The sequence below is a fragment of the Mangrovibacter phragmitis genome, assembly GCF_001655675.1.
GTDB classification, from domain to species: Bacteria; Pseudomonadota; Gammaproteobacteria; order Enterobacterales; family Enterobacteriaceae; genus Mangrovibacter; species Mangrovibacter phragmitis.
Genome location: NZ_LYRP01000047.1, coordinates 254,930 through 276,204, shown reverse-complemented (window position 1 = coordinate 276,204; position 21,275 = coordinate 254,930). Strand labels below are relative to the sequence as shown.

General features: G+C 48.5%; 20 protein-coding genes and 2 rRNA genes. 8 read left to right on the top strand and 14 right to left on the bottom strand.

From position 1 onward, the window contains the following. Together A9B99_RS20275 and rrf are read left to right on the top strand one after the other, a co-directional pair. A 23S ribosomal RNA gene (locus A9B99_RS20275) occupies positions 1 to 83 on the top strand; the annotation flags it as partial. 98 nt (positions 84 to 181) lie between these two features. Further along, positions 182 to 297: ribosomal RNA gene (gene rrf / locus A9B99_RS20270) — 5S ribosomal RNA — on the top strand. A 304-nt stretch (positions 298 to 601) separates the two neighbouring features. Here the strand turns inward: rrf and A9B99_RS20265 are convergent. From A9B99_RS20265 to msrP, 14 genes are all read right to left on the bottom strand, one after another. Continuing rightward, entirely contained in the window at positions 602 to 1,360 is a 759-nt protein-coding gene (locus tag A9B99_RS20265; protein ID WP_064600716.1) for an amino acid ABC transporter ATP-binding protein, read from the bottom strand. An 8-nt stretch (positions 1,361 to 1,368) separates the two neighbouring features. Then, positions 1,369 to 2,472 carry an amino acid ABC transporter permease gene (locus tag A9B99_RS20260; protein ID WP_064600714.1) on the bottom strand — a complete coding sequence of 368 codons (1,104 nt, stop codon included), beginning with the start codon at positions 2,470 to 2,472 and terminating at the stop codon, positions 1,369 to 1,371. Positions 2,473 to 2,481: 9 nt separating this feature from the next. Continuing rightward, the gene (locus tag A9B99_RS20255) at positions 2,482 to 3,663 is read right to left on the bottom strand and encodes an amino acid ABC transporter permease (protein WP_064600712.1); all 1,182 of its coding nucleotides are present in this window, start codon (positions 3,661 to 3,663) and stop codon (positions 2,482 to 2,484) included. A gap of 70 nt (positions 3,664 to 3,733) precedes the next feature. Next, on the bottom strand, positions 3,734 to 4,759 hold the full coding sequence (locus A9B99_RS20250) for an amino acid ABC transporter substrate-binding protein (RefSeq protein ID WP_064600710.1): 1,026 nt from the start codon (positions 4,757 to 4,759) through the stop codon (positions 3,734 to 3,736). An 825-nt stretch (positions 4,760 to 5,584) separates the two neighbouring features. Next, complete coding sequence (gene fis, locus A9B99_RS20245) at positions 5,585 to 5,881, bottom strand: DNA-binding transcriptional regulator Fis (RefSeq protein WP_000462905.1); 297 nt, start codon at positions 5,879 to 5,881, stop codon at positions 5,585 to 5,587. A gap of 25 nt (positions 5,882 to 5,906) precedes the next feature. Then, positions 5,907 to 6,872, bottom strand: coding sequence for a tRNA dihydrouridine synthase DusB (gene dusB / locus A9B99_RS20240; RefSeq protein WP_064600708.1), 966 nt, complete (start codon positions 6,870 to 6,872; stop codon positions 5,907 to 5,909). A 343-nt stretch (positions 6,873 to 7,215) separates the two neighbouring features. Beyond that, complete coding sequence (prmA, locus tag A9B99_RS20235; protein WP_064600706.1) at positions 7,216 to 8,097, bottom strand: 50S ribosomal protein L11 methyltransferase; 882 nt, start codon at positions 8,095 to 8,097, stop codon at positions 7,216 to 7,218. Between the two features lie 11 nt (positions 8,098 to 8,108). Next, the gene (panF, locus tag A9B99_RS20230; RefSeq protein ID WP_064600704.1) at positions 8,109 to 9,563 is read right to left on the bottom strand and encodes a sodium/pantothenate symporter; all 1,455 of its coding nucleotides are present in this window, start codon (positions 9,561 to 9,563) and stop codon (positions 8,109 to 8,111) included. After that, complete coding sequence (locus A9B99_RS20225) at positions 9,553 to 9,795, bottom strand: YhdT family protein (protein ID WP_064600702.1); 243 nt, start codon at positions 9,793 to 9,795, stop codon at positions 9,553 to 9,555. Before A9B99_RS20225 ends, panF begins: the two co-directional genes overlap by 11 nt. A gap of 108 nt (positions 9,796 to 9,903) precedes the next feature. Further along, the gene (accC, locus tag A9B99_RS20220; protein WP_064600700.1) at positions 9,904 to 11,253 is read right to left on the bottom strand and encodes an acetyl-CoA carboxylase biotin carboxylase subunit; all 1,350 of its coding nucleotides are present in this window, start codon (positions 11,251 to 11,253) and stop codon (positions 9,904 to 9,906) included. 10 nt (positions 11,254 to 11,263) lie between these two features. Further along, complete coding sequence (accB, locus tag A9B99_RS20215; protein ID WP_064600698.1) at positions 11,264 to 11,734, bottom strand: acetyl-CoA carboxylase biotin carboxyl carrier protein; 471 nt, start codon at positions 11,732 to 11,734, stop codon at positions 11,264 to 11,266. A 20-nt stretch (positions 11,735 to 11,754) separates the two neighbouring features. Next, complete coding sequence (gene aroQ, locus A9B99_RS20210) at positions 11,755 to 12,207, bottom strand: type II 3-dehydroquinate dehydratase (RefSeq protein ID WP_064600696.1); 453 nt, start codon at positions 12,205 to 12,207, stop codon at positions 11,755 to 11,757. A 224-nt stretch (positions 12,208 to 12,431) separates the two neighbouring features. Next, on the bottom strand, positions 12,432 to 13,037 hold the full coding sequence (gene msrQ, locus A9B99_RS20205) for a protein-methionine-sulfoxide reductase heme-binding subunit MsrQ (protein WP_074388845.1): 606 nt from the start codon (positions 13,035 to 13,037) through the stop codon (positions 12,432 to 12,434). After that, a complete protein-coding gene (gene msrP, locus A9B99_RS20200; RefSeq protein WP_064600692.1) occupies positions 13,038 to 14,042 on the bottom strand; it encodes a protein-methionine-sulfoxide reductase catalytic subunit MsrP in 1,005 nt (334 codons plus the stop codon). It abuts the gene before it with no gap. Between the two features lie 293 nt (positions 14,043 to 14,335). Here msrP and csrD point away from each other — a divergent pair, with 293 nt between their 5' ends. The 6 genes from csrD (at position 14,336) to rng (ending at position 21,258) form a co-directional block, all read left to right on the top strand. Then, on the top strand, positions 14,336 to 16,276 hold the full coding sequence (gene csrD, locus A9B99_RS20195) for an RNase E specificity factor CsrD (RefSeq protein WP_064600745.1): 1,941 nt from the start codon (positions 14,336 to 14,338) through the stop codon (positions 16,274 to 16,276). A gap of 302 nt (positions 16,277 to 16,578) precedes the next feature. Then, positions 16,579 to 17,622, top strand: coding sequence for a rod shape-determining protein MreB (mreB, locus tag A9B99_RS20190; RefSeq protein WP_000913396.1), 1,044 nt, complete (start codon positions 16,579 to 16,581; stop codon positions 17,620 to 17,622). 63 nt (positions 17,623 to 17,685) lie between these two features. Then, positions 17,686 to 18,708, top strand: a complete 1,023-nt coding sequence (gene mreC / locus A9B99_RS20185; RefSeq protein WP_064600690.1) for a rod shape-determining protein MreC — start codon at positions 17,686 to 17,688, stop codon at positions 18,706 to 18,708. Beyond that, positions 18,708 to 19,196: a rod shape-determining protein MreD gene (mreD, locus tag A9B99_RS20180; protein ID WP_064600688.1), complete on the top strand. Its 489-nt coding sequence runs from the start codon at positions 18,708 to 18,710 to the stop codon at positions 19,194 to 19,196. Before mreC ends, mreD begins: the two co-directional genes overlap by 1 nt. Positions 19,197 to 19,205: 9 nt before the next feature. Then, positions 19,206 to 19,799 (top strand): Maf family protein, encoded by a 594-nt coding sequence (locus tag A9B99_RS20175; protein ID WP_064600686.1) that lies wholly within the window; start codon positions 19,206 to 19,208, stop codon positions 19,797 to 19,799. Continuing rightward, positions 19,789 to 21,258 (top strand): ribonuclease G, encoded by a 1,470-nt coding sequence (rng, locus tag A9B99_RS20170; protein WP_064600684.1) that lies wholly within the window; start codon positions 19,789 to 19,791, stop codon positions 21,256 to 21,258. The genes A9B99_RS20175 and rng overlap by 11 nt, the downstream gene beginning before the upstream one ends. The last annotated feature ends 17 nt before the right edge of the window (positions 21,259 to 21,275 follow it).

The window sequence follows — 21,275 nt, the reverse complement described above, 5'->3', positions numbered from 1 at the left end:
GACGACGACGTTGATAGGCCGGGTGTGTAAGCGCAGCGATGCGTTGAGCTAACCGGTACTAATGAACCGTGAGGCTTAACCTTACAACGCCAAAGATGTTTTGGTGTGAGAGAGACGAAATTTTCAGCCTGTTGACGGATTAAGATTCATGGCCGTGAGGCGGTGAATGAAACAGAATCTGCCTGGCGGCAAGAGCGCGGTGGTCCCACCTGACCCCATGCCGAACTCAGAAGTGAAACGCCGTAGCGCCGATGGTAGTGTGGGGTCTCCCCATGCGAGAGTAGGGAACTGCCAGGCTTCAATTAAGAAGAACCCTCAGCGAAAGCTGGGGGTTTTTTGCTTTTGTATTTCAGGCCGTTCAGCTGTTCAGCCACAGTTTCACGCCCGGGAACAGTTCCCGTCAGGTTATTCCGCTGCAGTGCCGGGTTTTTTGCCTGCACACCACCGGGTCGAGCCGACCGAGGCGGCACATCCGCAGACCGTCGCTGTTTCCGCCAGAACCGCTGGTGCTTATTATTGTTGCCAATTTTTCTTACCCATTTAACCGAGTAAAAAATGCCCTGTCACAGGACAGGGCATCAGCAAACGCAATACGGATATTTTAATGAATAACCTGGGAAAGGAAGGCCCGGGTACGATCGGAACGCGGGTTAGAGAAGAATTCCTCAGGTGGTGCTTCTTCTACAATTTCGCCTCTGTCCATGAAAATAACGCGATTAGCAACTGTACGGGCAAACCCCATTTCATGGGTCACACAGAGCATTGTCATTCCATCTTCAGCCAGGCCAATCATGGTATCCAGCACCTCTTTAACCATTTCAGGATCCAGTGCTGAGGTTGGCTCATCAAACAGCATTATTTTAGGCTTCATACATAAGGACCGGGCAATAGCTACACGCTGTTGCTGGCCTCCGGATATTTGGCCGGGGAATTTATTAGCATGTTCAGCAATACGCACACGTTCGAGGTAATGCATGGCCAACGCTTCTGCTTCACGTTTGGGCATTTTTTTCACCCAAATCGGAGCGAGAGTGCAGTTCTGCAAGACGGTAAGATGCGGGAATAAGTTGAAGTGCTGGAATACCATTCCAACTTCGTTACGGACCCGCTCAATATTGCGGATGTCATCATTGAGCTCAATGCCATCAACAACAATGCGCCCTTGCTGATGTTCTTCCAGGTGATTTATACAACGAATCGTTGTTGATTTTCCTGAGCCTGAAGGACCACACAGAACAATACGCTCGCCTTGCTGGACATTAAGGTTAATATCTTTCAAAACATGAAACTGCCCGTACCACTTGTTAACATCTTCCAGCGTAATCATCGCGTCGGCAGGTAGAATAGTATTTTGACTCATGATTTTCCTTAGTGCGGTGTGCGCCCGGTATGGAAGCGCTTTTCCAGATACTGGCTATAGCGCGACATGCTGAAACAGAAGATCCAGTAGACCATTGCGGCGAAGACATAGCCTTCGGTTGACATCCCAAGCCATGCCGGGTCAACGGTGGCCTGCTGAACGCTACTGAACAAATCGAACAGGCCTATAATGATGACCAGGCTGGTGTCTTTGAATAATGCAATGATCGTGTTGACCAGCCCTGGGATCACCAGTTTTAAGGCTTGTGGAAGAATGACTAAAATGTGGGTTTTCCAGTATCCCAGCGCCAGGGATTCCGCAGCTTCGTATTGTCCTTTTGGCAAAGCTTGTAAACCGCCCCTGACTACTTCTGCAACATAGGATGACTGGAAAAGAACCACACCGACCAACGCCCTGATTAGTTTATCTATCGTTGTCCCTTCTGACATAAAGAGCGGCAGCATTACTGAAGACATAAACAGAACAGTGATGAGTGGTACGCCACGCCAGAATTCGATAAAAATAACAGACAGAATTCTGACTACAGGCATACGCGAACGGCGTCCCAATGCCAGAAGAATCCCCAGAGGGAGAGCACCGGCAATACCAATAGACGCAATAATCAAAGTCAGTGTCAGACCACCCCACTGGCGTGTTTCAATGCGGTTTAGCCCGAAGAAGCCACCATACATTAACCACCACACAACGACTGGATAAACAATTACCCATCCGGTGATGTAGCGGCCCCGCTGCGGCATGTTCTTCCAGAACATCGGAAGAATACTCAACAGGCCAATAATCAGTGCCGTATTAATACGCCAGCGCTGTTCATGCGGATAGAGCCCATACATAAACTGCCCGAAACGGGCATGGATAAACACCCAACAGGCACCTTCTTTAGTACAGTCACTACGTGTTGAACCTGCCCAGTTAGCATGAAAAATAGCCCAGTTGAGCAATGGTGGAATTAACTGCCACATTAACCACAGGCAGATAATAGTCAGCAGGCTATTACTCCAGGATGAAAACAGATTCTTACGCATCCATAGTAGTGTACGTCCGGACCAGGAAGCATCAGGACGAGAGTCTTTTGATAAAATAGCTTTACTCATCATGCGTCCTTAACGTTCCACCAGAGCAATGCGGCGGTTATAAATATTCATCAACAACGAAATACTCAGACTGATGATCAAATAGACCGACATTGTGATGGCAATAGTTTCTATAGCTTGTCCCGTCTGGTTGAGTACGGTTCCGGCAAAAAGCGATACCATGTCCGGATAACCAATCGCAGCTGCCAGTGAGGAGTTCTTCACTATATTCAGATACTGGCTGGTCAGTGGAGGGATAATGACACGCAGCGCCTGAGGAATAATGACCTGGCGCAGGGTTATTGGGTTGGGTAACCCAAGGCTACGCGCTGCTTCATGCTGTCCAAACGGAACCGACTGGATACCCGAGCGAATTATTTCCGCAATAAATGCCGATGTATAGACGGATAAAGCCAGAGTAAGTGCGGCCAGTTCAGGGATTAAAACCATCCCTCCGCGGAAATTGAATCCCCGCAATGCAGGAATATCCCAGTGAATTGCTGCACCAAAGATCAAATGAGTTAATAAAGGTAAAAATACTATCAGAACGAGGGCTACAGGCCAGGTGCGGCGAAGTTGCCCTGTTTTGATTTGGCGTGTGCGATTGAACCGGTACAGCCCATAGCTGACAATCAGCGCAACCAGTATAGCCAGCCCTGTGGCGATAAGGCCCTCTCCAATAATTGGGGAAGGCAGGTAAAGGCCACGGTTGCTAAGGAATACCAGATCAAACAGATCAAGTGCCTGGCGAGGACCCGGTAAATTACGTAATACCGCAAAGTACCAGAAGAAAATTTGTAGCAAAGGCGGAATATTACGGAAGGTTTCGATATATATCGTCGAGATCTTCCGTAACAACCAGTTATCTGAAAGGCGGGCAAGGCCAAGGAAAAAACCCAGAAAAGAAGCAAAAATGATACACAGTGCGGAAACCAGCAGTGTGTTGAGCAACCCAACGACAAAGACTCTGCCGTATGTATCCCCCTCTTGATAATCAATAAGATGCTGGACAATACCGAACCCGGCGCTTCTGTCCAGAAAAGCAAATCCGGAAGTGATTCCGCGGTTATTAAGGTTTGTGATGGTGTTGTGTATCAGGTAAATTGCGGCCGTGGCTACCAGAACAATTGCGATAATCTGGTACAGCCAGGCACGCACCGCAGGGTTAGAAAAGGAGAGTTCTCCTTTCGTTTTAAGGCGGCGATGAGACATAAACGAACCTCAGTAATACAATGCGACAGACGTGAGGGCACTACAAATGTAGTGCCCATTACTGCAAAAATTAACGTACTGGCGGGGCGTACTGGATACCGCCATTGTTCCAGAGGTTGTTAAGGCCGCGTTTGATTTTCAGTGGGCTACCTTCACCAACGTTGCGGTCAAATATTTCACCGTAGTTGCCAACCTGTTTAACAATGTTGAATGCCCATTTGTTGTCGAGCTTCAGGTCTTTACCAAAGTCGCCTTCAGCACCTAACAGGTGTGCCATATCCGGGTTGGAAGGATGGGCTGCTTTTTCATCAACGTTTTTGGAGCTGACACCCATTTCTTCTGCATCCAGCATAGCAAACAGTGTCCAGCGAACGATGGCAAACCAGTCGTCATCACCCCGACGAACAACAGGCCCCAGCGGCTCTTTAGAGATAACTTCAGGCAGAACAACCCATTCGCCAGGTTTGCTGAGTTTGATACGCAGCGCATAAAGCTGCGACTGGTCAGAAGCCAGCGTATCGCAGCGGCCAGACTCAAGCGCTTTCGCTGATTCATCAGAACGGTCAAACGTTACTGGTGTGTATTTCATGTTGTTGGCTTTGAAATAGTCAGCAACGTTCAGTTCTGTATCGGTCCCGGCCTGAATGCAGACTGTCGCACCGTCGAGTTCTTTCGCACTTTTTAATCCGGCTTTAGCGTGTGTGAGGAAGCCAATGCCGTCGTAATAGTTAACACCAGCAAAAACCATCCCCATGCCACCATCGCGGGAAGATGTCCAGGTGGTATTACGTGAAAGCAGATCCACTTCGCCAGATTGCAAAGCAGTGAAACGTTCCTTCGCTGTGAGTGGAGTATATTTTACTTTTGAAGCGTCGCCGAACACGGCAGCAGCAATACCACGGCAAATATCCACATCAATACCTGTGAACTTGCCGCTTGCATCAGCATATGAAAAGCCCGGTAAGCCATCACTGATACCGCACTGTACGAATCCTTTCTTTTTAACGGCATCCAGGGTTGCCCCTGCATGTGCCTGGTTGGCGATACCAAACAGCGCTCCTGCTGCTACCAGAGTGGCTAACGTCAATTTTTTCATAGTGGATCCTGTGTGGCTAAATTATCGTTATAAAAAGTGGCATCCATATTGATGCCATCATCCTGTCTGTGGCGATTGCCGAACTTAATAAAGCAAAGGTGATGCCAGGTTTTAAACTATTCAAAATGTGACAAAGCAATCACCCTGCGATGAGTGTAGGCATGAAATATAGGAAATGGCGCCCTGTCATGGTGCAAAAATGAAACTTACGCCACATAATGGCGCAAAAAAGTTTCATCGATGTGATGATATTAACGTAGAGAAACAATTTATAATGAAATGAATATTTGTGGGGAGTTAATATTAATAAGTACTACATTTTATGGTTATTTATCTGCTTCATGTAATCTAAAGTAACTTTATATTCTATTATTAGTTAACTGGTTGAAAGTTTGTCTTATCTATACAAACACCTGATGCATAAAAATGCACCTCCTTAATACAGCTTACCTTTGCATCATCTGTGCTCCATATACCGATAGTCTGCAACAGTCGCATCATCGTGAGTTCTGATTTTTCGTCATCGATATATTTAGTTTTTTGCTGGTGCGGGGAAACTGGCAACTGATGAGAGTTATCTGGCGGTTATATATAAATGAATTGTAATTCAGGTAACTAATAAATCTCACGCTACCGAATGTGTCGCCATGGGGGAATGTATTAAAGGAGTGTGTCAGATTAATAACCTTTATAAAATAATGGTTAATTATCTGGCAAGGGAAAGTATGCAGTTAGGGGATCTTTCTAAGGAGCGGATTTATAAATAAAAAGGTACCACCCCGTGAAGGGTAGTACCTTTTAAAACAACGGATTAACTGATTAAAATCAGTTCATGCCATATTTTTTCAGTTTTTTACGCAAGGTGCCGCGGTTGATACCCATCATCAGTGCTGCACGGGTCTGATTACCACGGGTGTATTGCATCACCATGTCCAACAATGGCTGTTCAACTTCAGCCAGTACCAGCTCATACAGGTCATTAACATCCTGACCATTCAGTTGAGCAAAATAGTTCTTCAGTGCCTGTTTAACCGAGTCACGCAGGGGTTTTTGGGTTACCTGATCCTGAGAGTTAACGGTAGAAACGGTCAGTACGTCAGAATTTACGCGTTGTTCGAACATAGTTCTGTCAGCTCTTTATTTCTGTTTACGCAAAATTTTCGAAGTATGCCTCCAACGCCTCCAGCTGTTCGCTGGCATCCTCTATGGCGTTGAATGTGCGCCGAAACTGGTCATTTGGAGCGTGTTCCTGGAGATACCAGGAAACGTGCTTACGTGCAATTCGGTAACCTTTCACATGGCCATAAAAGCCGTGTAACGCCCGAACATGCTCGCACAACAAGTGCTTTACCTCAGCCAGAGGCAGTGGCGCAAGCAACTCTCCAGTGTCCAGATAATGCTGGATTTCCCGAAAGATCCAGGGTCTTCCCTGAGCAGCCCGGCCTATCATCAGGGCATCAGCCCCTGTATAGTCCAGAACCGCTCTGGCTTTAAGCGGGTTTGTTATGTCACCATTCGCGATAACGGGAATGGAAACTGTCTGCTTAACCAGCCGAATATTGTCGTATTCTGCTTCGCCTTCAAACCTGCAGGCGCGCGTGCGTCCATGTATCGTCAGAGCCTGAACACCACAGTGCTCAGCCAGTTGGGCAATTTCTACACAGTTCTGGTGGTCTTTATCCCACCCAGTACGAATCTTTAACGTTACAGGTACCTCGACCGCATTAACCACTGCGGACAGGATACTTTTAACCAGCTCTGGGTACTGCAGTAGTGCTGAGCCTGCAAGTTTACGATTCACTTTTTTAGCCGGGCATCCCATATTGATATCAATAATCTGGGCACCATTTTGCACGTTAATGCGCGCGGCTTCTGCCATTTCATCAGGCACACTGCCGGCAATCTGTACGGTACGGATGCCGGGTTCATCAATATGAACCATACGTAACCGTGACTTGTCACTTGCCCAAACTTCCGGGTTAGAAGACATCATCTCGGAGACCGTAAGTCCGGCACCCATTTCGTAACACAGCGTTCTGAATGGTCGGTCTGTTATCCCCGCCATTGGTGCGGCGATTAACCGGTTCCGAAGCTGATATTGTCCGATTTGCATGAGTGAAGAAATGACCATACTGTGACTGCAAGGCGGCGTATATTACGCATTTTTTACGCGAGATGAAAGGCCAAACTTTGAACAATCCGCTGTTATAGATCAATGAATCTGTTTCTGGACATGAATGCTGGGTAAATTAGTGATATTAATCATACGATTACATTTTTATGGTTAAATTGTGCGCTTTGAATTTTTCTTAAAACTTCTTAAAAAGAGGGGATAAAAAGCGCTTTTGACCGGGATAATATGCTGGAAAATCGGGTGTGTGAGGCGAATTGGCGCAGAAAAATTGATTGATAATCAAACAGAAAAGCGTGGTGCAAAGCCACCACGCTGAGGGAATTCAAAGGCAGGTTCCTGTAATTCGGCACCACTCTTCTTTTTCAACAACCGGGTCAAGTGCGAACCGGTCGGTGTAGGCAGCGCAAACTGAACTTGCCTGGCTGGCAAGGATACCGGAAAGCCCAAGCACACCGCCTGTAATGGGCAGCACGCCGATAAGCGGGGCCAGTTCACGCAATGGGCCAGCAAGAATGTTTGCGACCACCACATCTGCTTTCAGGCCTTCTGGTTGATCGGCTGGTAAATACAGCGATAACCGGTCAGAAACGCCATTACGTTCAGCGTTGTCCCGGCTGGCCTGAATTGCCTGCGGGTCGATATCGATACCAATCGCTTTTGCAGCGCCCAGTTTGAGTGCGGCAATTGCCAGAATGCCAGAGCCACAACCAAAATCGATAACCGTTTTCCCGACCAGATCCAGTCCATCCAGCCATTGCAGGCACAATGATGTCGTGGGATGAGTACCCGTACCAAATGCCAGTCCCGGGTCCAGCAGTACGTTGACGGCGTCAGGATCCGGAATATCGCGCCAGCTTGGGCAAATCCATAAACGGTTACCAAACTTCATTGGGTGGAAGTTTTCCATCCACTCACGTTCCCAGTCTTTATCTTCCAGTTGTTCAATTTTATGGTGAAAACCGGATGCCAGCAGTGGGTGAACAGACAACTGTGCAATGACATCATTCATATCTGCTTCGGCATCGAACAACCCGATGACATCAGTATCACCCCACAGACGTGTTTCGCCCGGCAGGGGCTCAAAAACCGGGGTATCATGGGTGTCCTGAAAAGTGACCGAGACCGCGCCCGTTTCCATGATGGCGTCACCGAGTTCTTCAGCGGTTTCACCTGTAGCGTTAATCTTTAGTTGAATCCATGGCATGGCGTAACTCTTTATTTTTCCGGGTGGGTGTTCATACTGGCGGTGACTGCAGGGCGCCCAAAGCAATTACCTGCGAGAAAAGCCAGTAAACTTAATAATAGTGACGGGACAATCGGATGAAAGCCCAAGAACTGTATCTTCAGTGTGGCCAGCACAGCGTAAAGCAGGCCACCAACGATCATGGCTGATAAGGCTCCCGCAGAATTGGCCTTTTCCCAGTAAAGCCCAAGCACCAGGGGCCAAAGGAATACCGCTTCCAGCCCGCCAAATGCGAGGAGATTCAGCCAGATGATCATCTCTGGTGGATTCCATGCAGCCAGTAATAGCAGCGCACTGAGTACCAGTGTAATCCCGGTTGAGAGCTTTTTCAGTCGGGATTCGTTTTGTGACTGGTCAGGGCGGGTTCTGAGCCAGAGATCTTTAATGATCGTTGCTGATGACTGGAGGAGTTGAGCATTGATGGTCGACATAATCGCGGCCATTGGTGCTGCCAGAAAGATCCCCGCCAACGCAGGTGGCAGGACGGTAATCATCAATGTGGGGATAACCAGATCAGGTATTGTCAGGTCGGGTAAAATTGCGCGTCCCAGTGCGCCCGCGAGATGCATTCCCAGCATCAGCACCGCGACGACAATCGTGCCGATAATTATCCCACGATGAACGGCCTTGCTGTCTTTGTAAGAAATACAGCGCACCGCGGTATGGGGCAAACCTATAACGCCAAAACAGACCAGCACCCAGAATGAAGCCATAAATGTGGGTGACAGAATATTGTCTGCTCCCTTCGGAGATATAAGCTGCGGATTAATATGCGACAGCTTTTCCACCGCCATATGGAGTCCGCCTGCCTGGTGAACAACACCCACAAGCAACAAGATGGTACCCAGTAGCATCACGACCCCTTGCATCGCGTCATTTAATACACTGGCCCTGAATCCGCCAAATGCGGTATAGAGCGCAATAGTGACGCCAAAGATAAGAAGCCCTGTGTCATAAGGAATGCCTGCGGCGGTTTCCAGTAAGCGGGCACCACCAATAAACTGCACAGTCATTGCGCCTAAAAACGCGACAATCAGGCTGAGGCTTGCCAGCCACACCAGCAGGTGGCTTTGGTAACGGGCGTATAGCATGTCGTTGAGAGTCACGGCGTTGTAGCGGCGTGCGAGAATCGCAAATTTCTTACCGAGAATCCCCAGTGACAACCAGATAGCTGGCAACTGAATCATGGCCAGAAGCACCCAGCCAAGCCCATATTTGTAAGCAGCACCTGGACCCCCGATAAACGAACTGGCGCTGACATAGGTGGTCGTGAGCGTCATTGCGAGGACAAAACCGCCCATAGAGCGTCCTCCCAGGAAAAACTCATTCAAAAAGTTTCCCTGCTTACGCCTGCGGAATGCATAAATAGAAATAGCAAATACCAACACTAAGTAGCCGACAAGCGGGAGCAGAACTTCAGTCTTCATGGTTCTCCTCCAGCGAAATATCGCGGAATATGCGGGTGACCATCATCTTACATAGAAAAATAAATACCACGGGGACCACCAGGCAGGCGGCTTCAAACCAGTGCGGCAATCCCGTCACACCCTGAACGGAGTCGGGTAAATATCCCGCAGCAATCCACGCAGCCAAATAAAGAAGGGTTAGCCAGAGTGCCCAGCGGGCTTCTCTATGAGCCTGAACAAAACGCGCGTCCATCGTTATCCCTTGTAAAAGATCAAAGCCGGAATTGTACCTTATGGACGATGAGAGGAAATAAAAAAAGAAAAGGGCCGGTTTACCGGCCCTTCAGCTTCTTGCAGAGTATTATTTTTCCTGCAGACCGAGTTTTTTCTCCAGATAGTGGATGTTGGTACCACCATGCTGGAAGTTCTCGTCGCTCATAATACGTGATTGCAGATCAACGTTGGTTTTTATGCCATCAATGATCAGTTCCTGCAACGCATTGCGCATACGGGCAATCGCAACATCACGGGTTTCACCGAAGCAGATAAGCTTACCTATCATTGAATCGTAATAGGCTGGAACGGTATAACCTGCGTAAATGTGAGATTCCCAGCGCACCCCAAAACCACCTGGAGCATGAAAACGCGTGATCTTACCCGGGCTTGGCAGGAAGGTATTAGGATCTTCAGCATTAATACGGCATTCAACCGCATGTCCGCGAACCACAACTTCTTCCTGTTTAATGGATAACGGCTGGCCTGCAGCAATACGTAACTGTTCTTTGATCAAATCGACGCCAGTGATCATTTCGGTCACCGGGTGTTCAACCTGAATACGGGTATTCATTTCAATAAAATAGAACTCACCGTTTTCGAACAGGAACTCAAATGTGCCAGCGCCACGATAGCCGATGTCCACACAAGCTTTTGCACAGCGTTCGCCAATATAGCGACGCAGTTCAGGAGTAATGCCTGGTGCCGGAGCTTCTTCCACAACTTTCTGGTGGCGGCGTTGCATGGAGCAGTCGCGCTCAGCCAGATAAATTGCGTTACCCTGCCCATCGGCCAGTACCTGAATTTCCACATGGCGCGGATTTTCCAGGTATTTCTCCATATATACCATGTCGTTATTGAAAGCGGCTTTCGCTTCTGCACGGGTCATGGTGATGGACTGAGATAAGTCAGATTCTTTGCGCACAACACGCATGCCACGACCGCCGCCGCCGCCTGATGCTTTGATAATAACCGGGTAACCAATGCGTTTGGCAATGGCACGGTTTTTATCCATATCGTCGCCCAAAGGACCATCAGAACCGGGTACACAAGGCACGCCAGTTTTTTTCATAGCGGTGATTGCAGAAACTTTATCACCCATCAGACGAATAGTTTCTGCTCTCGGGCCGATGAAGATAAAACCTGACTGCTCAACCTGCTCTGCAAAGTTCGCGTTTTCAGACAGGAAGCCATACCCCGGGTGAATAGCGACTGCGCCGGTGATTTCAGCAGCAGCGATAATTGCCGGGATATTGAGGTAACTTTTAACTGAAGGCGCCGGTCCGATACAAACCGTTTCATCAGCCAGCAGTACGTGTTTTAAATCGCGGTCTGCGGTGGAATGCACAGCAACCGTTTTGATGCCCAACTCTTTGCAGGCACGCAGGATGCGTAATGCAATTTCACCACGGTTGGCGATGACAATTTTATCCAGCATGTTCGCCTCGTTATTCGATGACGACCAGCGGCTCGTCAAATTCAACCGGTTGACCATTTTCGACCAGAATGGCTTTCACAACGCCTGATTTATCGGCTTCGATCTGGTTCATCATTTTCATTGCTTCAACGATACATAATGTATCGCCAGCACTGACTTTCTGACCCACTTCTACGAAGTTTTTTGCATCCGGGCTTGGCGTGCGATAGAACGTCCCAACCATTGGGGAGCGTACGATATGACCACTGATCTCAGCAGAAGCTTCTTTTACTGTTTCAGCAACAGGGGCCACGGCTGATGAAAGTGCAGGTTGAGCGGCGGGCATGGCAACCGGAGCAGCATAAGCTTGCTGCATCATAGGAGCCGGGTTCACCACTGCGCGGCTGATGCGAACAGACTCTTCGCCTTCAGAAATTTCCAGTTCAGCGATGCCAGATTCTTCAACCAGCTCGATCAGTTTTTTAATCTTACGAATATCCATGAGTGCGTTCCGTACTCTTGTTAGTTTAATTGTGACAGACGTTTTACCGCTGTCTGTAGTGCATATGAATAGCCATCGGCGCCTAAACCGCAAATGACGCCAGAGGCAATATCAGATAGATATGAATGATGGCGGAAAGGTTCCCGCGCATGCACATTGCTGAGATGTATTTCTATGAACGGAATGTTCACAGCCAGTAATGCATCACGCAGTGCCACGCTGGTGTGCGTATATGCGGCCGGATTTATCAGGATATAGTCAACAGTATCTTTAGCCTGATGAATCCGCTCAATCAGCACATGTTCAGCGTTAGATTGCAGATGATCCAGTACAGCGCCCAGACTTTCTGCTTCTGCTTCCAAACGGGTCACTATCTCAGGCAACGTTTGTGAACCATACTTCTCAGGCTCACGTGTCCCCAGCATATTGAGATTAGGGCCATTCAAAAGCAAAATGTGAAAATTGTTCGCCATCGTGCTGCTATCTCCAGCAATTTTCCAGGTAATTTACAAAATATACCTTAAGGCTGTTGTTGTCACCCGAGAACGCTAAAATAACGCCCCAGAGTGAACCAAAGTCGCACATTATAATGATTTCGTGGCATTTGGCAGCTAAATACTGGTCTTATCAGGGAAGATAATCAACATACAATGAGTATGGGTACTGATGGGGGCCTGTGGCATCAGGCCCGGCGGGCTTATCGGCGACGAAACCACTGTCGAAATGTTTTGTATCGCCATATTAATAGCAAGAAGGCGGCACCTGCATACAACAAGGGCAGTGGTGATAAAATTTTTACTGACCAGATATAGTGAACCGGGGCAAGAATAGCGACCAGATACACTCCGTTGTGTAGTGTTTGCCATCGCCTTCCCATCCATTGTTGCAGTTTCCGCGTCGACGTTGCGGCCAGTGCCAGCAATATCAGCCAACATGCCATACCCAGTGTCAAATAAGGGCGATGTAGAATTTCCTCGCCAAGTAGTCGATATTGCGTAATACCAAGTTCCAAAAAAAGGTAGCTCAATAAATGCAGTGATGCCCAGGCAAAGCACCACAGGCCGGTTAGTCGCCTTACCCGAATGAGCAGTGGTTGTTTCAAATATTTCGCAAGCGGCGAAATCAGCAATGTAACCAATAAACATTTCAGAGCCATTCGGCCAGTAAAATGCTGAATATCCTTCGCCGCGTCGGCGCTTAGCCAGCCGTAATGTAGTGCAAAAAAAAGCCATATCAGTGGTAAAACAGCCAGCAAATGCAACAGGCCTTTGATGAGACGAATATGCTTAACTGTCAGGCGCACTTAAAAATTCTCCCGCAGATTCAGCCCGCGATAAAGTGAAGCAACCTGGTCCGCATAACCGTTGAACAATAGCGTGGGCTGGCGTTTGACATCCAGAATACCGCCGCTACCAATGAAGCGCTCCGTGGCCTGTGACCAGCGCGGATGGTCAACATGGGGATTTACATTGGCATAAAAGCCATATTCATCGGGTGCAGCCAGGTTCCAGGTGCAGGGCGGTCTTTCACGCGTCAGACGAATACTGACAATCGATTTTATTCCTTTGAAACCGTATTTCCAGGGAACAATCAGGCGAACAGGAGCACCATTTTGCGGCGGTAAGGCTTTGCCATAAACCCCGGTTGTCATTAAGGTCAGAGGATGCATTGCTTCATCAATACGCAACCCTTCCACATAAGGGTATGCCAGACCGCCGCCAATAAATCTGTCTTTTTGACCGGGCATTTGATCGGGAGCGTAGCGAGTGGTGAAGGCAACATACTTTGCATTGCTGGTGGGTTCAGCCAAAGCCAGTAGTTTGGCTAAAGGAAAGCCAATCCAGGGAACTACCATCGACCAGGCTTCCACACAGCGCATACGGTAAATTCGCTCTTCCAGTGGCAGTTTTTTATATAAGTCATCGTGATCAAGTGTGATTTTCTTTGCAACTTCACCGCTTATGGTTAGCGTCCATGGGTCGGTAATCAGTGTTCCGGCATTTGCTGCCGGGTCTGCTTTATCCAGACCAAATTCATAGAAATTATTATAGCCAGTGACTTTATCTTCCGGGGTTAATGTCAATTTTGCTTGCCAGGCCTCAGGGCGGGTAAAGGTTAGCGGTTTGCCTGAAGGCGCGGCTGGTCTGTCGTTACCTTTAAACCACGACAATACATCTGCCTGTGCTTTTGCCTGCAAGCCAGCAGTGGCTACACCAATACCCAACATTTTCAGAACCTGCCGGCGCTGCATAAAAAATACGCTTTCATGTGTAACATCGTTTTCACTGAGGTGTTTTTTCATTTTCATTATTGATTGCCTTTGTTGCCATGCAGGTGGGTTGTTATAAGCATGGCGGGCAGAATCAGATGAAGCCAGTTTCAAATATTCAACTTTCTGTTAAGACTTATTAGGCAGAGAATGTGTCTCTTGGCTGATTTGTCTGCGCCAATACCGAAGGAGTGAGAAAAACCCTGGAGAGAGCAGCGATATTTGCTAGTATGCAGGGTGTTTACGTGCATCTGTTTTCATGGCTGGCGCTCATTTCGAACGAGTTTGCATATTATCCAATTAACGAGGTGCCAGAAGGAGTTCACACAAGGATGCGACTGACAACAAAATTCTCTGCCATTGTGACATTACTGTCCGGGCTGGCGATGCTGGCTGTCCTGATAGGGTGTTCATGGAGTTTCTATACCGCGGTTCAGGTGAAGCTGAATCAGCGGGTGAGGGCGATCGCCACTATAGTTGATAACCGTCTGCTAGAGTATCCACCAGAAACTCAGTCACGCTTTTTCGATGAAATCATGACGCCTGTTGATGTGGTGAGAATGGTTATTCGCCAGGATGGTGTGCCTGTTTTTCTTCATGACCAGCCCGAAGGATATAACCCGGCAGGTCTTCCTCAGCAGTATAAATCTCTGAATGTTCCTCTGGTCAAACACCCTGGTATGACACTGACGCTGGTCTGGATGGATCCAATGGCCAATTACTTTCACTCTATTCTGGCGACCACACCATTATCTATTGCGGTGTTGTTCATCGTGATAATGGCGCTGCTCACGGTCTGGTGGATCAAGCGGCAGTTTCAGGGGCTGGAACATCTTGAAGCCCGGGCTATTCGTATTCTTAAGGGGGAACGCCGGGCAGGGATTCGGGGAACGATGGATGAATGGCCGCATAACCTGAGTAGTGCGCTGGATGTGTTACTGGCTGATATCCAAAATGCTGGTGAACAACAAGGCAGGGTGGAGAACCTGATTCGTGCGTATGCCGCGCAGGATTCCAGAACAGGCCTGAATAATCGCCTGTTTTTTGATAATCAACTGGCAACCTTGCTCGAAGGGCAGGATAACGTTCAGAGCCATGGTGTTGTTATGATGATTCGCCTGCCTGACTTTGAAATGTTACATGAGACCTGGGGAAAAAGTGTTGTTGATGATTATCTCTACAGCCTGGTCAACATGCTTTCAACATTTATTATGCGCTACCCTGGGGCATTACTGGCACGTTATTATCACAGTGATTTTGCTGTACTGTTACCCCACCGTTCACTAAAAGAAGCTGGAAGTATTGCCAGCCAGTTACTCAATGCCGTTGATGCTCTGCCGCCGACTCCCATGTTGGACCGTAACGATATGCTGCACATTGGGATTACCGCGTGGCGTAGCGGGCAAACAACTGAGCAGGTGATGGAACAAGTTGAGGTGGCTACCCGGGAAGCAATGCTTCATGGTGGCAATGGCTGGTCAACCTGGGATGAATCAACACCAGAAAAAGTACGAGGCAATGTGCGTTGGCGTACTTTGCTGGAAGGCGTTTTACAACGGGGTGGGCCACGGATTTACCAGAAACCCGCAGTGATGCAGGATGGTGTGGTGCACCATCGGGAACTGTTGTGCCGGATATTTGATGGGCAGCAGGAAGTGCTTGCGGCTGAATACATGCCAGTAGTGCAACAGTTTGGTCTTGCTGATTCCTGGGACCGGCAAATGATTAGCCGGGGAATTCAGTTGCTCCAGTTTTGGCCAGAAGAAACTTTCGCATTTTCAATTACAGTGGATTCTCTGCTTCGCCCTCCTTTTCAACGTTGGCTGCGTGACACGCTTATGCAATGCGAAAAATCGTTAAGGCGGCGAATTATTTTGGAACTCCCAGAGGCGGATGTGTGTCAACATATCGGTCGTCTGCAATCTGTTATTCGGTTAATCAAAGCCCTGGGTAGCAGAGTTGCCGTCAATCAGGCAGGTCTGACACTGGTCAGTACCACTTATATAAAGGAACTGAATGTGGAGTTAATCAAACTTCACCCCGGTCTGGTACGCAACATTGAAAAGCGCACTGAGAATCAATTGTTGATACGAAGTCTTGTGGAAGCGTGTACCGGCATGCAGACGCGAGTTTTTGCCACTGGTGTCAGGGCTCGCGGTGAGTGGCAAACGTTAGTTGATCGCGGTGTCAGTGGCGCACAAGGGGATTTTATTGCTGCAACACAGGCACTGGATACGAGCGTAAAAAAATATTTGCAAAGATACTCGGTTTAACCTGCCGTTTGTGATGTTTTCACGTAGAATAACGTCCGCTGAATCCTATGGGAGCCTCGGCTTGCCGGACGGAGTATCTCAGTAAACCGGACAATTTATGAACGGCCATGTAACAAAATATAAAGTTGCTTAGTGGCATTTTACTGGTACACCGGGAGCCAGATAGCAACTTTGTAAAGCCGGAAATGAATTGCACTATTTTTCACCGATGCAGAACGTTTTTGCGCCTTGTCGCTGCATCGAGTGGTTGGTAAAGTAAGCGGATTTTGTTTCCGCCCCAGCTTGCAGGATTATCCCTTAGTATGTTGAAAAAATTTCGTGGCATGTTTTCCAACGACCTGTCCATTGACCTGGGTACCGCGAATACCCTTATTTATGTAAAAGGACAGGGCATTGTGTTGAATGAGCCGTCTGTTGTGGCCATTCGCCAGGACCGTGCTGGTTCACCGAAGAGTGTGGCTGCTGTAGGCCATGATGCAAAACAAATGCTTGGCCGTACACCTGGCAACATTGCTGCTATTCGTCCTATGAAAGATGGTGTAATTGCAGATTTTTTCGTGACCGAGAAAATGTTGCAGCACTTTATTAAGCAAGTGCATAGCAATAGCTTTATGCGCCCCAGCCCGCGTGTACTGGTGTGTGTGCCTGTTGGTGCCACTCAGGTCGAACGACGTGCTATCCGTGAATCCGCACAGGGGGCTGGCGCACGTGAAGTATTTCTGATTGAAGAACCAATGGCGGCTGCAATTGGTGCGGGTCTTCCGGTTTCCGAAGCAACCGGTTCTATGGTTGTCGATATCGGTGGTGGTACCACTGAAGTTGCCGTCATCTCTCTGAACGGTGTGGTGTATTCCTCTTCTGTTCGTATTGGCGGTGACCGCTTCGATGAAGCTATCATCAACTATGTTCGTCGTAACTATGGTTCACTGATTGGTGAAGCCACAGCCGAACGTATTAAACATGAAATCGGTTCAGCTTACCCGGGCGATGAAGTTCGTGAGATTGAAGTTCGTGGGCGTAACCTTGCTGAAGGTGTGCCCCGTGGGTTTACGCTGAATTCAAATGAAATTCTTGAAGCCCTGCAGGAGCCTCTGACAGGTATCGTGAGTGCGGTTATGGTTGCGCTGGAACAGTGCCCGCCAGAACTGGCTTCTGATATCTCTGAACGCGGTATGGTATTAACAGGTGGTGGTGCATTGCTGCGCAATCTGGACCGCTTGTTAATGGAAGAAACGGGCATTCCTGTTGTTGTTGCTGAAGATCCTCTGACGTGTGTTGCTCGTGGCGGTGGTAAAGCGCTGGAAATGATCGATATGCACGGCGGTGATTTGTTCAGCGAAGAGTAATTAATGCTGAAAGGGGCAATCGCCAGATTGCCCTTGTTGCCAGCCCAGGAATACGCATAGCCTATGAAGCCTATTTTTAGCCGTGGCCCTTCGCTACAGATTCGCCTTTTTCTGGCCGTAGCGGTGGCGCTGGGCGTCATTGTTGCGGACAGCCGCCTGGGTATGTTTAGTCAGATCCGGGCCTATATGGATACGGCTGTCAGCCCTTTCTATTTTATCTCCAATGGCCCGCGGGCATTGCTGGATAGCGTTTCACAGACTCTGGCATCGCGAGATCAGCTTGAGCTGGAAAACCGTGCTCTGCGTCGGGAATTATTATTAAAGAATAGTGACTTGCTTCTGCTTGGGCAGTACCGGCAGGAAAACGCCCGTTTGCGTGAGTTACTGGGTTCCCCCTTGCGTCAGGATGAGCAGAAAATGGTGACGCAGGTGATTTCGGCGGGGACCGATCCATACAGTGACCAGGTCGTCATTGATAAAGGCAGCGTGAATGGGGTTTATGAAGGCCAGCCGGTTATCAGTGACAAAGGTGTTGTGGGGCAGGTTGTTGCTGTTGCGAAATTTACCAGCCGGGTATTGTTAATTTGTGATGCCACACATGCTTTACCTATTCAGGTATTGCGTAATGACATCCGTGTTATTGCGGCAGGTAATGGTTGCACAGATGATCTCCAGCTTGAACATTTACCTGCTAATACGGATATCAGGGTTGGGGATGTGTTAGTGACATCCGGTCTGGGCGGGCGCTTTCCGGAAGGTTATCCCGTGGCTGTTGTCTCTTCAGTCAAACTGGATACACAGCGGGCTTACACTGTTATTCAGGCACGTCCTACTGCTGGCCTGCAGCGTTTACGCTATTTGTTATTGCTGTGGGGAGCCGATCGCCAGGGGTTACATCCAATGACACCGGATGAAGTCCACCGTGTTGCGAATGAGCGCCTGATGCAAATGATGCCGCAAGTATTGCCAGCACCGGGGCAAATGGGGCCACCTGCGCCAATACCAGCACCAGCAACAGGCCTGTCACAACCACCGGCAGCTACTGAGCCTCAAAACAAGACACCATCCTTGCAGGGAGGCCAGTAGTGGCGAGCTACCGTAGTCAGGGGCGTTGGGTAATTGTTTTATCTTTTATCATTGCGCTGATACTGCAGGTTATGCCATGGCCGGAACAAATCATTGTTTTCCGGCCAGATTGGGTGTTGCTTATCCTTATTTACTGGGTACTGGCGTTGCCGCACCGGGTAAATGTTGGCACCGGATTTATAATGGGAGCCATACTTGATCTTATCAGTGGCTCAACACTGGGTATCCGGGCGCTCTCACTGAGCATTATTGCTTATCTTGTTGCGTTAAAATTCCAGCTGTTGCGCAATCTGGCGTTATGGCAACAAGCGTTAGTGATTGTTGTGCTCTCTCTGGCTGCTGATTTACTTGTCTTCTGGGCGGAGTTTTTGGTCATTGACGTAACATTTCATCCGGAAATTTACTGGAGCAGTGTGGTCAATGGTGTGCTTTGGCCCTGGATCTTTTTACTTATGCGCAAAGTGCGCCAGCAATTTGCCGTGCAGTAGCAGGTAATGATGACTACATTGTATCTCGCTTCAGGTTCACCTCGTCGCCAGGAATTGCTGACGCAACTTGGCGTTTCATTTGAACGCATTGTTACCGGTGTGGATGAAATCCGCCTACCGGGAGAAACTGCGCAACAATACGTGTCACGCCTTGCCCGGGATAAAGCCACTGCCGGGGTTGCCATGGCCTCCCGGGATTTACCGGTTTTAGGCGCAGATACCATTGTGGTATTAAATGGAGAAGTTCTTGAAAAACCGCAGGATCAAGCGCATGCCTGTGCTATGTTACAGTTACTCTCTGGGAAAACACATCAGGTTATGACTGCGGTTGCCATTGCGGATAGCACCAATCTGCTGGATTGTCTGGTAGTGACTGAGGTGACATTTCGCCCATTATCAGAGCGTGATATTGCTGAGTATGTTGCATCCGGTGAGCCAATGGATAAAGCTGGAGCGTATGGAATCCAGGGGCTGGGGGGGCGTTTTGTGATAAAAATTAATGGTAGTTACCACGCGGTGGTTGGCCTGCCTCTGGTTGAAACTGATGCATTAATAGCGACGTTTAGTGCGTTACGCGAAGGAAAAAGCAATCATGACGGCTGAGTTATTAGTCAATATTACCCCTTCTGAAACTCGGGTAGCTTACATAGATGGTGGAATTTTGCAGGAGATCCACATTGAACGTGAAGCGCGCCGGGGAATTGTAGGCAATATCTACAAAGGTCGCGTGAGTCGTGTACTTCCGGGCATGCAGGCGGCATTTGTAGATATTGGCCTTGATAAAGCAGCATTCTTACATGCCTCAGATATCATGCCGCATACTGAATGTGTTGCGGGTGAAGAACAGAAAAACTTCACAGTACGGGATATTTCAGAGTTAGTTCGCCAGGGGCAGGATCTGGTGGTCCAGGTAGTGAAAGATCCTCTGGGCACGAAAGGTGCCCGTTTGACGACAGATATCACACTCCCTTCTCGCTATCTGGTTTTCATGCCAGGTGCATCCCATGTCGGCGTATCACAGCGTATAGAAAGTGAAGAAGAACGTGAGCGGCTCAAACAGGTTGTAAGCGTTTATTGCGATGAAATGGGCGGTTTTATCATTCGCACGGCGGCAGAAGGCGTATGTGAGAAGGATCTGGCTTCTGATGCCGCTTATCTGAAACGCGTCTGGCGTAAAGTCATTGAACGCCGTAAACGACCTCAAACCCGCTGCCAGCTGTATGGCGAGTTAGCACTGGCTCAGCGAGTATTGCGTGATTTCGCTGATGCCTCACTGGACAGAATTCGCGTTGACTCTCGTCTGACATATGAAATGCTGCTGGAGTTTACGGCTGAATATATTCCGGACATGACGGCCAAACTGGAACATTACAGTGGTCGCCAGCCTATTTTTGATCTCTATGATGTTGAAAATGAAATCCAGCGTGCTCTTGAACGCAAGGTTGAACTGAAATCTGGTGGGTATTTGATAATCGACCAGACAGAAGCGATGACTACCATTGATATCAATACAGGCGCTTTTGTTGGGCACCGGAATCTTGATGACACCATTTTTAACACCAACATTGAGGCGACTCAGGCCATAGCCCGGCAATTACGCCTGCGAAACCTGGGTGGGATTATCATTATCGATTTTATCGACATGAGTAACGATGACCACCGGCGTCGTGTATTACACTCCCTTGAGCAAGCCCTGAGTAAAGATCGTGTTAAAACCAGTGTTAATGGTTTTTCTGCTCTTGGCCTGGTGGAAATGACCCGGAAACGTACACGGGAAAGTGTGGAACATGTTCTGTGCAGTGAATGCCCAACTTGCCATGGGCGCGGCACTGTTAAAACTGTCGAAACCGTCTGCTACGAAATTATGCGTGAAATTGTGCGCGTCCATCATGCCTATGATTCTGATCGTTTCCTGGTTTACGCTTCTCCGTCAGTTGCTGAAGCATTGAAAAGCGAAGAATCTCATGCGCTTGCTGAGGTAGAAATTTTTGTAGGTAAACAAGTTAAAGTTCAGATAGAGCCGCTCTATAATCAGGAGCAGTTTGATGTGGTCATGATGTAGCACTGCCGCCAGCAGAC

Bases quoted from the DNA above. Each gene is read 5' to 3' on its own strand.
- A9B99_RS20265 (WP_064600716.1), bottom strand. From the start codon at position 1,360: ATGAGTCAAAATACTATTCTACCTGCCGACGCGATGATTACGCTGGAA.
- A9B99_RS20260 (WP_064600714.1), bottom strand. From the start codon at position 2,472: ATGAGTAAAGCTATTTTATCAAAAGACTCTCGTCCTGATGCTTCCTGG.
- A9B99_RS20255 (WP_064600712.1), bottom strand. From the start codon at position 3,663: ATGTCTCATCGCCGCCTTAAAACGAAAGGAGAACTCTCCTTTTCTAAC.
- A9B99_RS20250 (WP_064600710.1), bottom strand. From the start codon at position 4,759: ATGAAAAAATTGACGTTAGCCACTCTGGTAGCAGCAGGAGCGCTGTTT.
- fis (WP_000462905.1), bottom strand. From the start codon at position 5,881: ATGTTCGAACAACGCGTAAATTCTGACGTACTGACCGTTTCTACCGTT.
- dusB (WP_064600708.1), bottom strand. From the start codon at position 6,872: ATGCAAATCGGACAATATCAGCTTCGGAACCGGTTAATCGCCGCACCA.
- prmA (WP_064600706.1), bottom strand. From the start codon at position 8,097: ATGCCATGGATTCAACTAAAGATTAACGCTACAGGTGAAACCGCTGAA.
- panF (WP_064600704.1), bottom strand. From the start codon at position 9,563: ATGAAGACTGAAGTTCTGCTCCCGCTTGTCGGCTACTTAGTGTTGGTA.
- A9B99_RS20225 (WP_064600702.1), bottom strand. From the start codon at position 9,795: ATGGACGCGCGTTTTGTTCAGGCTCATAGAGAAGCCCGCTGGGCACTC.
- accC (WP_064600700.1), bottom strand. From the start codon at position 11,253: ATGCTGGATAAAATTGTCATCGCCAACCGTGGTGAAATTGCATTACGC.
- accB (WP_064600698.1), bottom strand. From the start codon at position 11,734: ATGGATATTCGTAAGATTAAAAAACTGATCGAGCTGGTTGAAGAATCT.
- aroQ (WP_064600696.1), bottom strand. From the start codon at position 12,207: ATGGCGAACAATTTTCACATTTTGCTTTTGAATGGCCCTAATCTCAAT.
- msrP (WP_064600692.1), bottom strand. From the start codon at position 14,042: ATGAAAATGAAAAAACACCTCAGTGAAAACGATGTTACACATGAAAGC.
- csrD (WP_064600745.1), top strand. From the start codon at position 14,336: ATGCGACTGACAACAAAATTCTCTGCCATTGTGACATTACTGTCCGGG.
- mreB (WP_000913396.1), top strand. From the start codon at position 16,579: ATGTTGAAAAAATTTCGTGGCATGTTTTCCAACGACCTGTCCATTGAC.
- mreC (WP_064600690.1), top strand. From the start codon at position 17,686: ATGAAGCCTATTTTTAGCCGTGGCCCTTCGCTACAGATTCGCCTTTTT.
- A9B99_RS20175 (WP_064600686.1), top strand. From the start codon at position 19,206: ATGACTACATTGTATCTCGCTTCAGGTTCACCTCGTCGCCAGGAATTG.
- rng (WP_064600684.1), top strand. From the start codon at position 19,789: ATGACGGCTGAGTTATTAGTCAATATTACCCCTTCTGAAACTCGGGTA.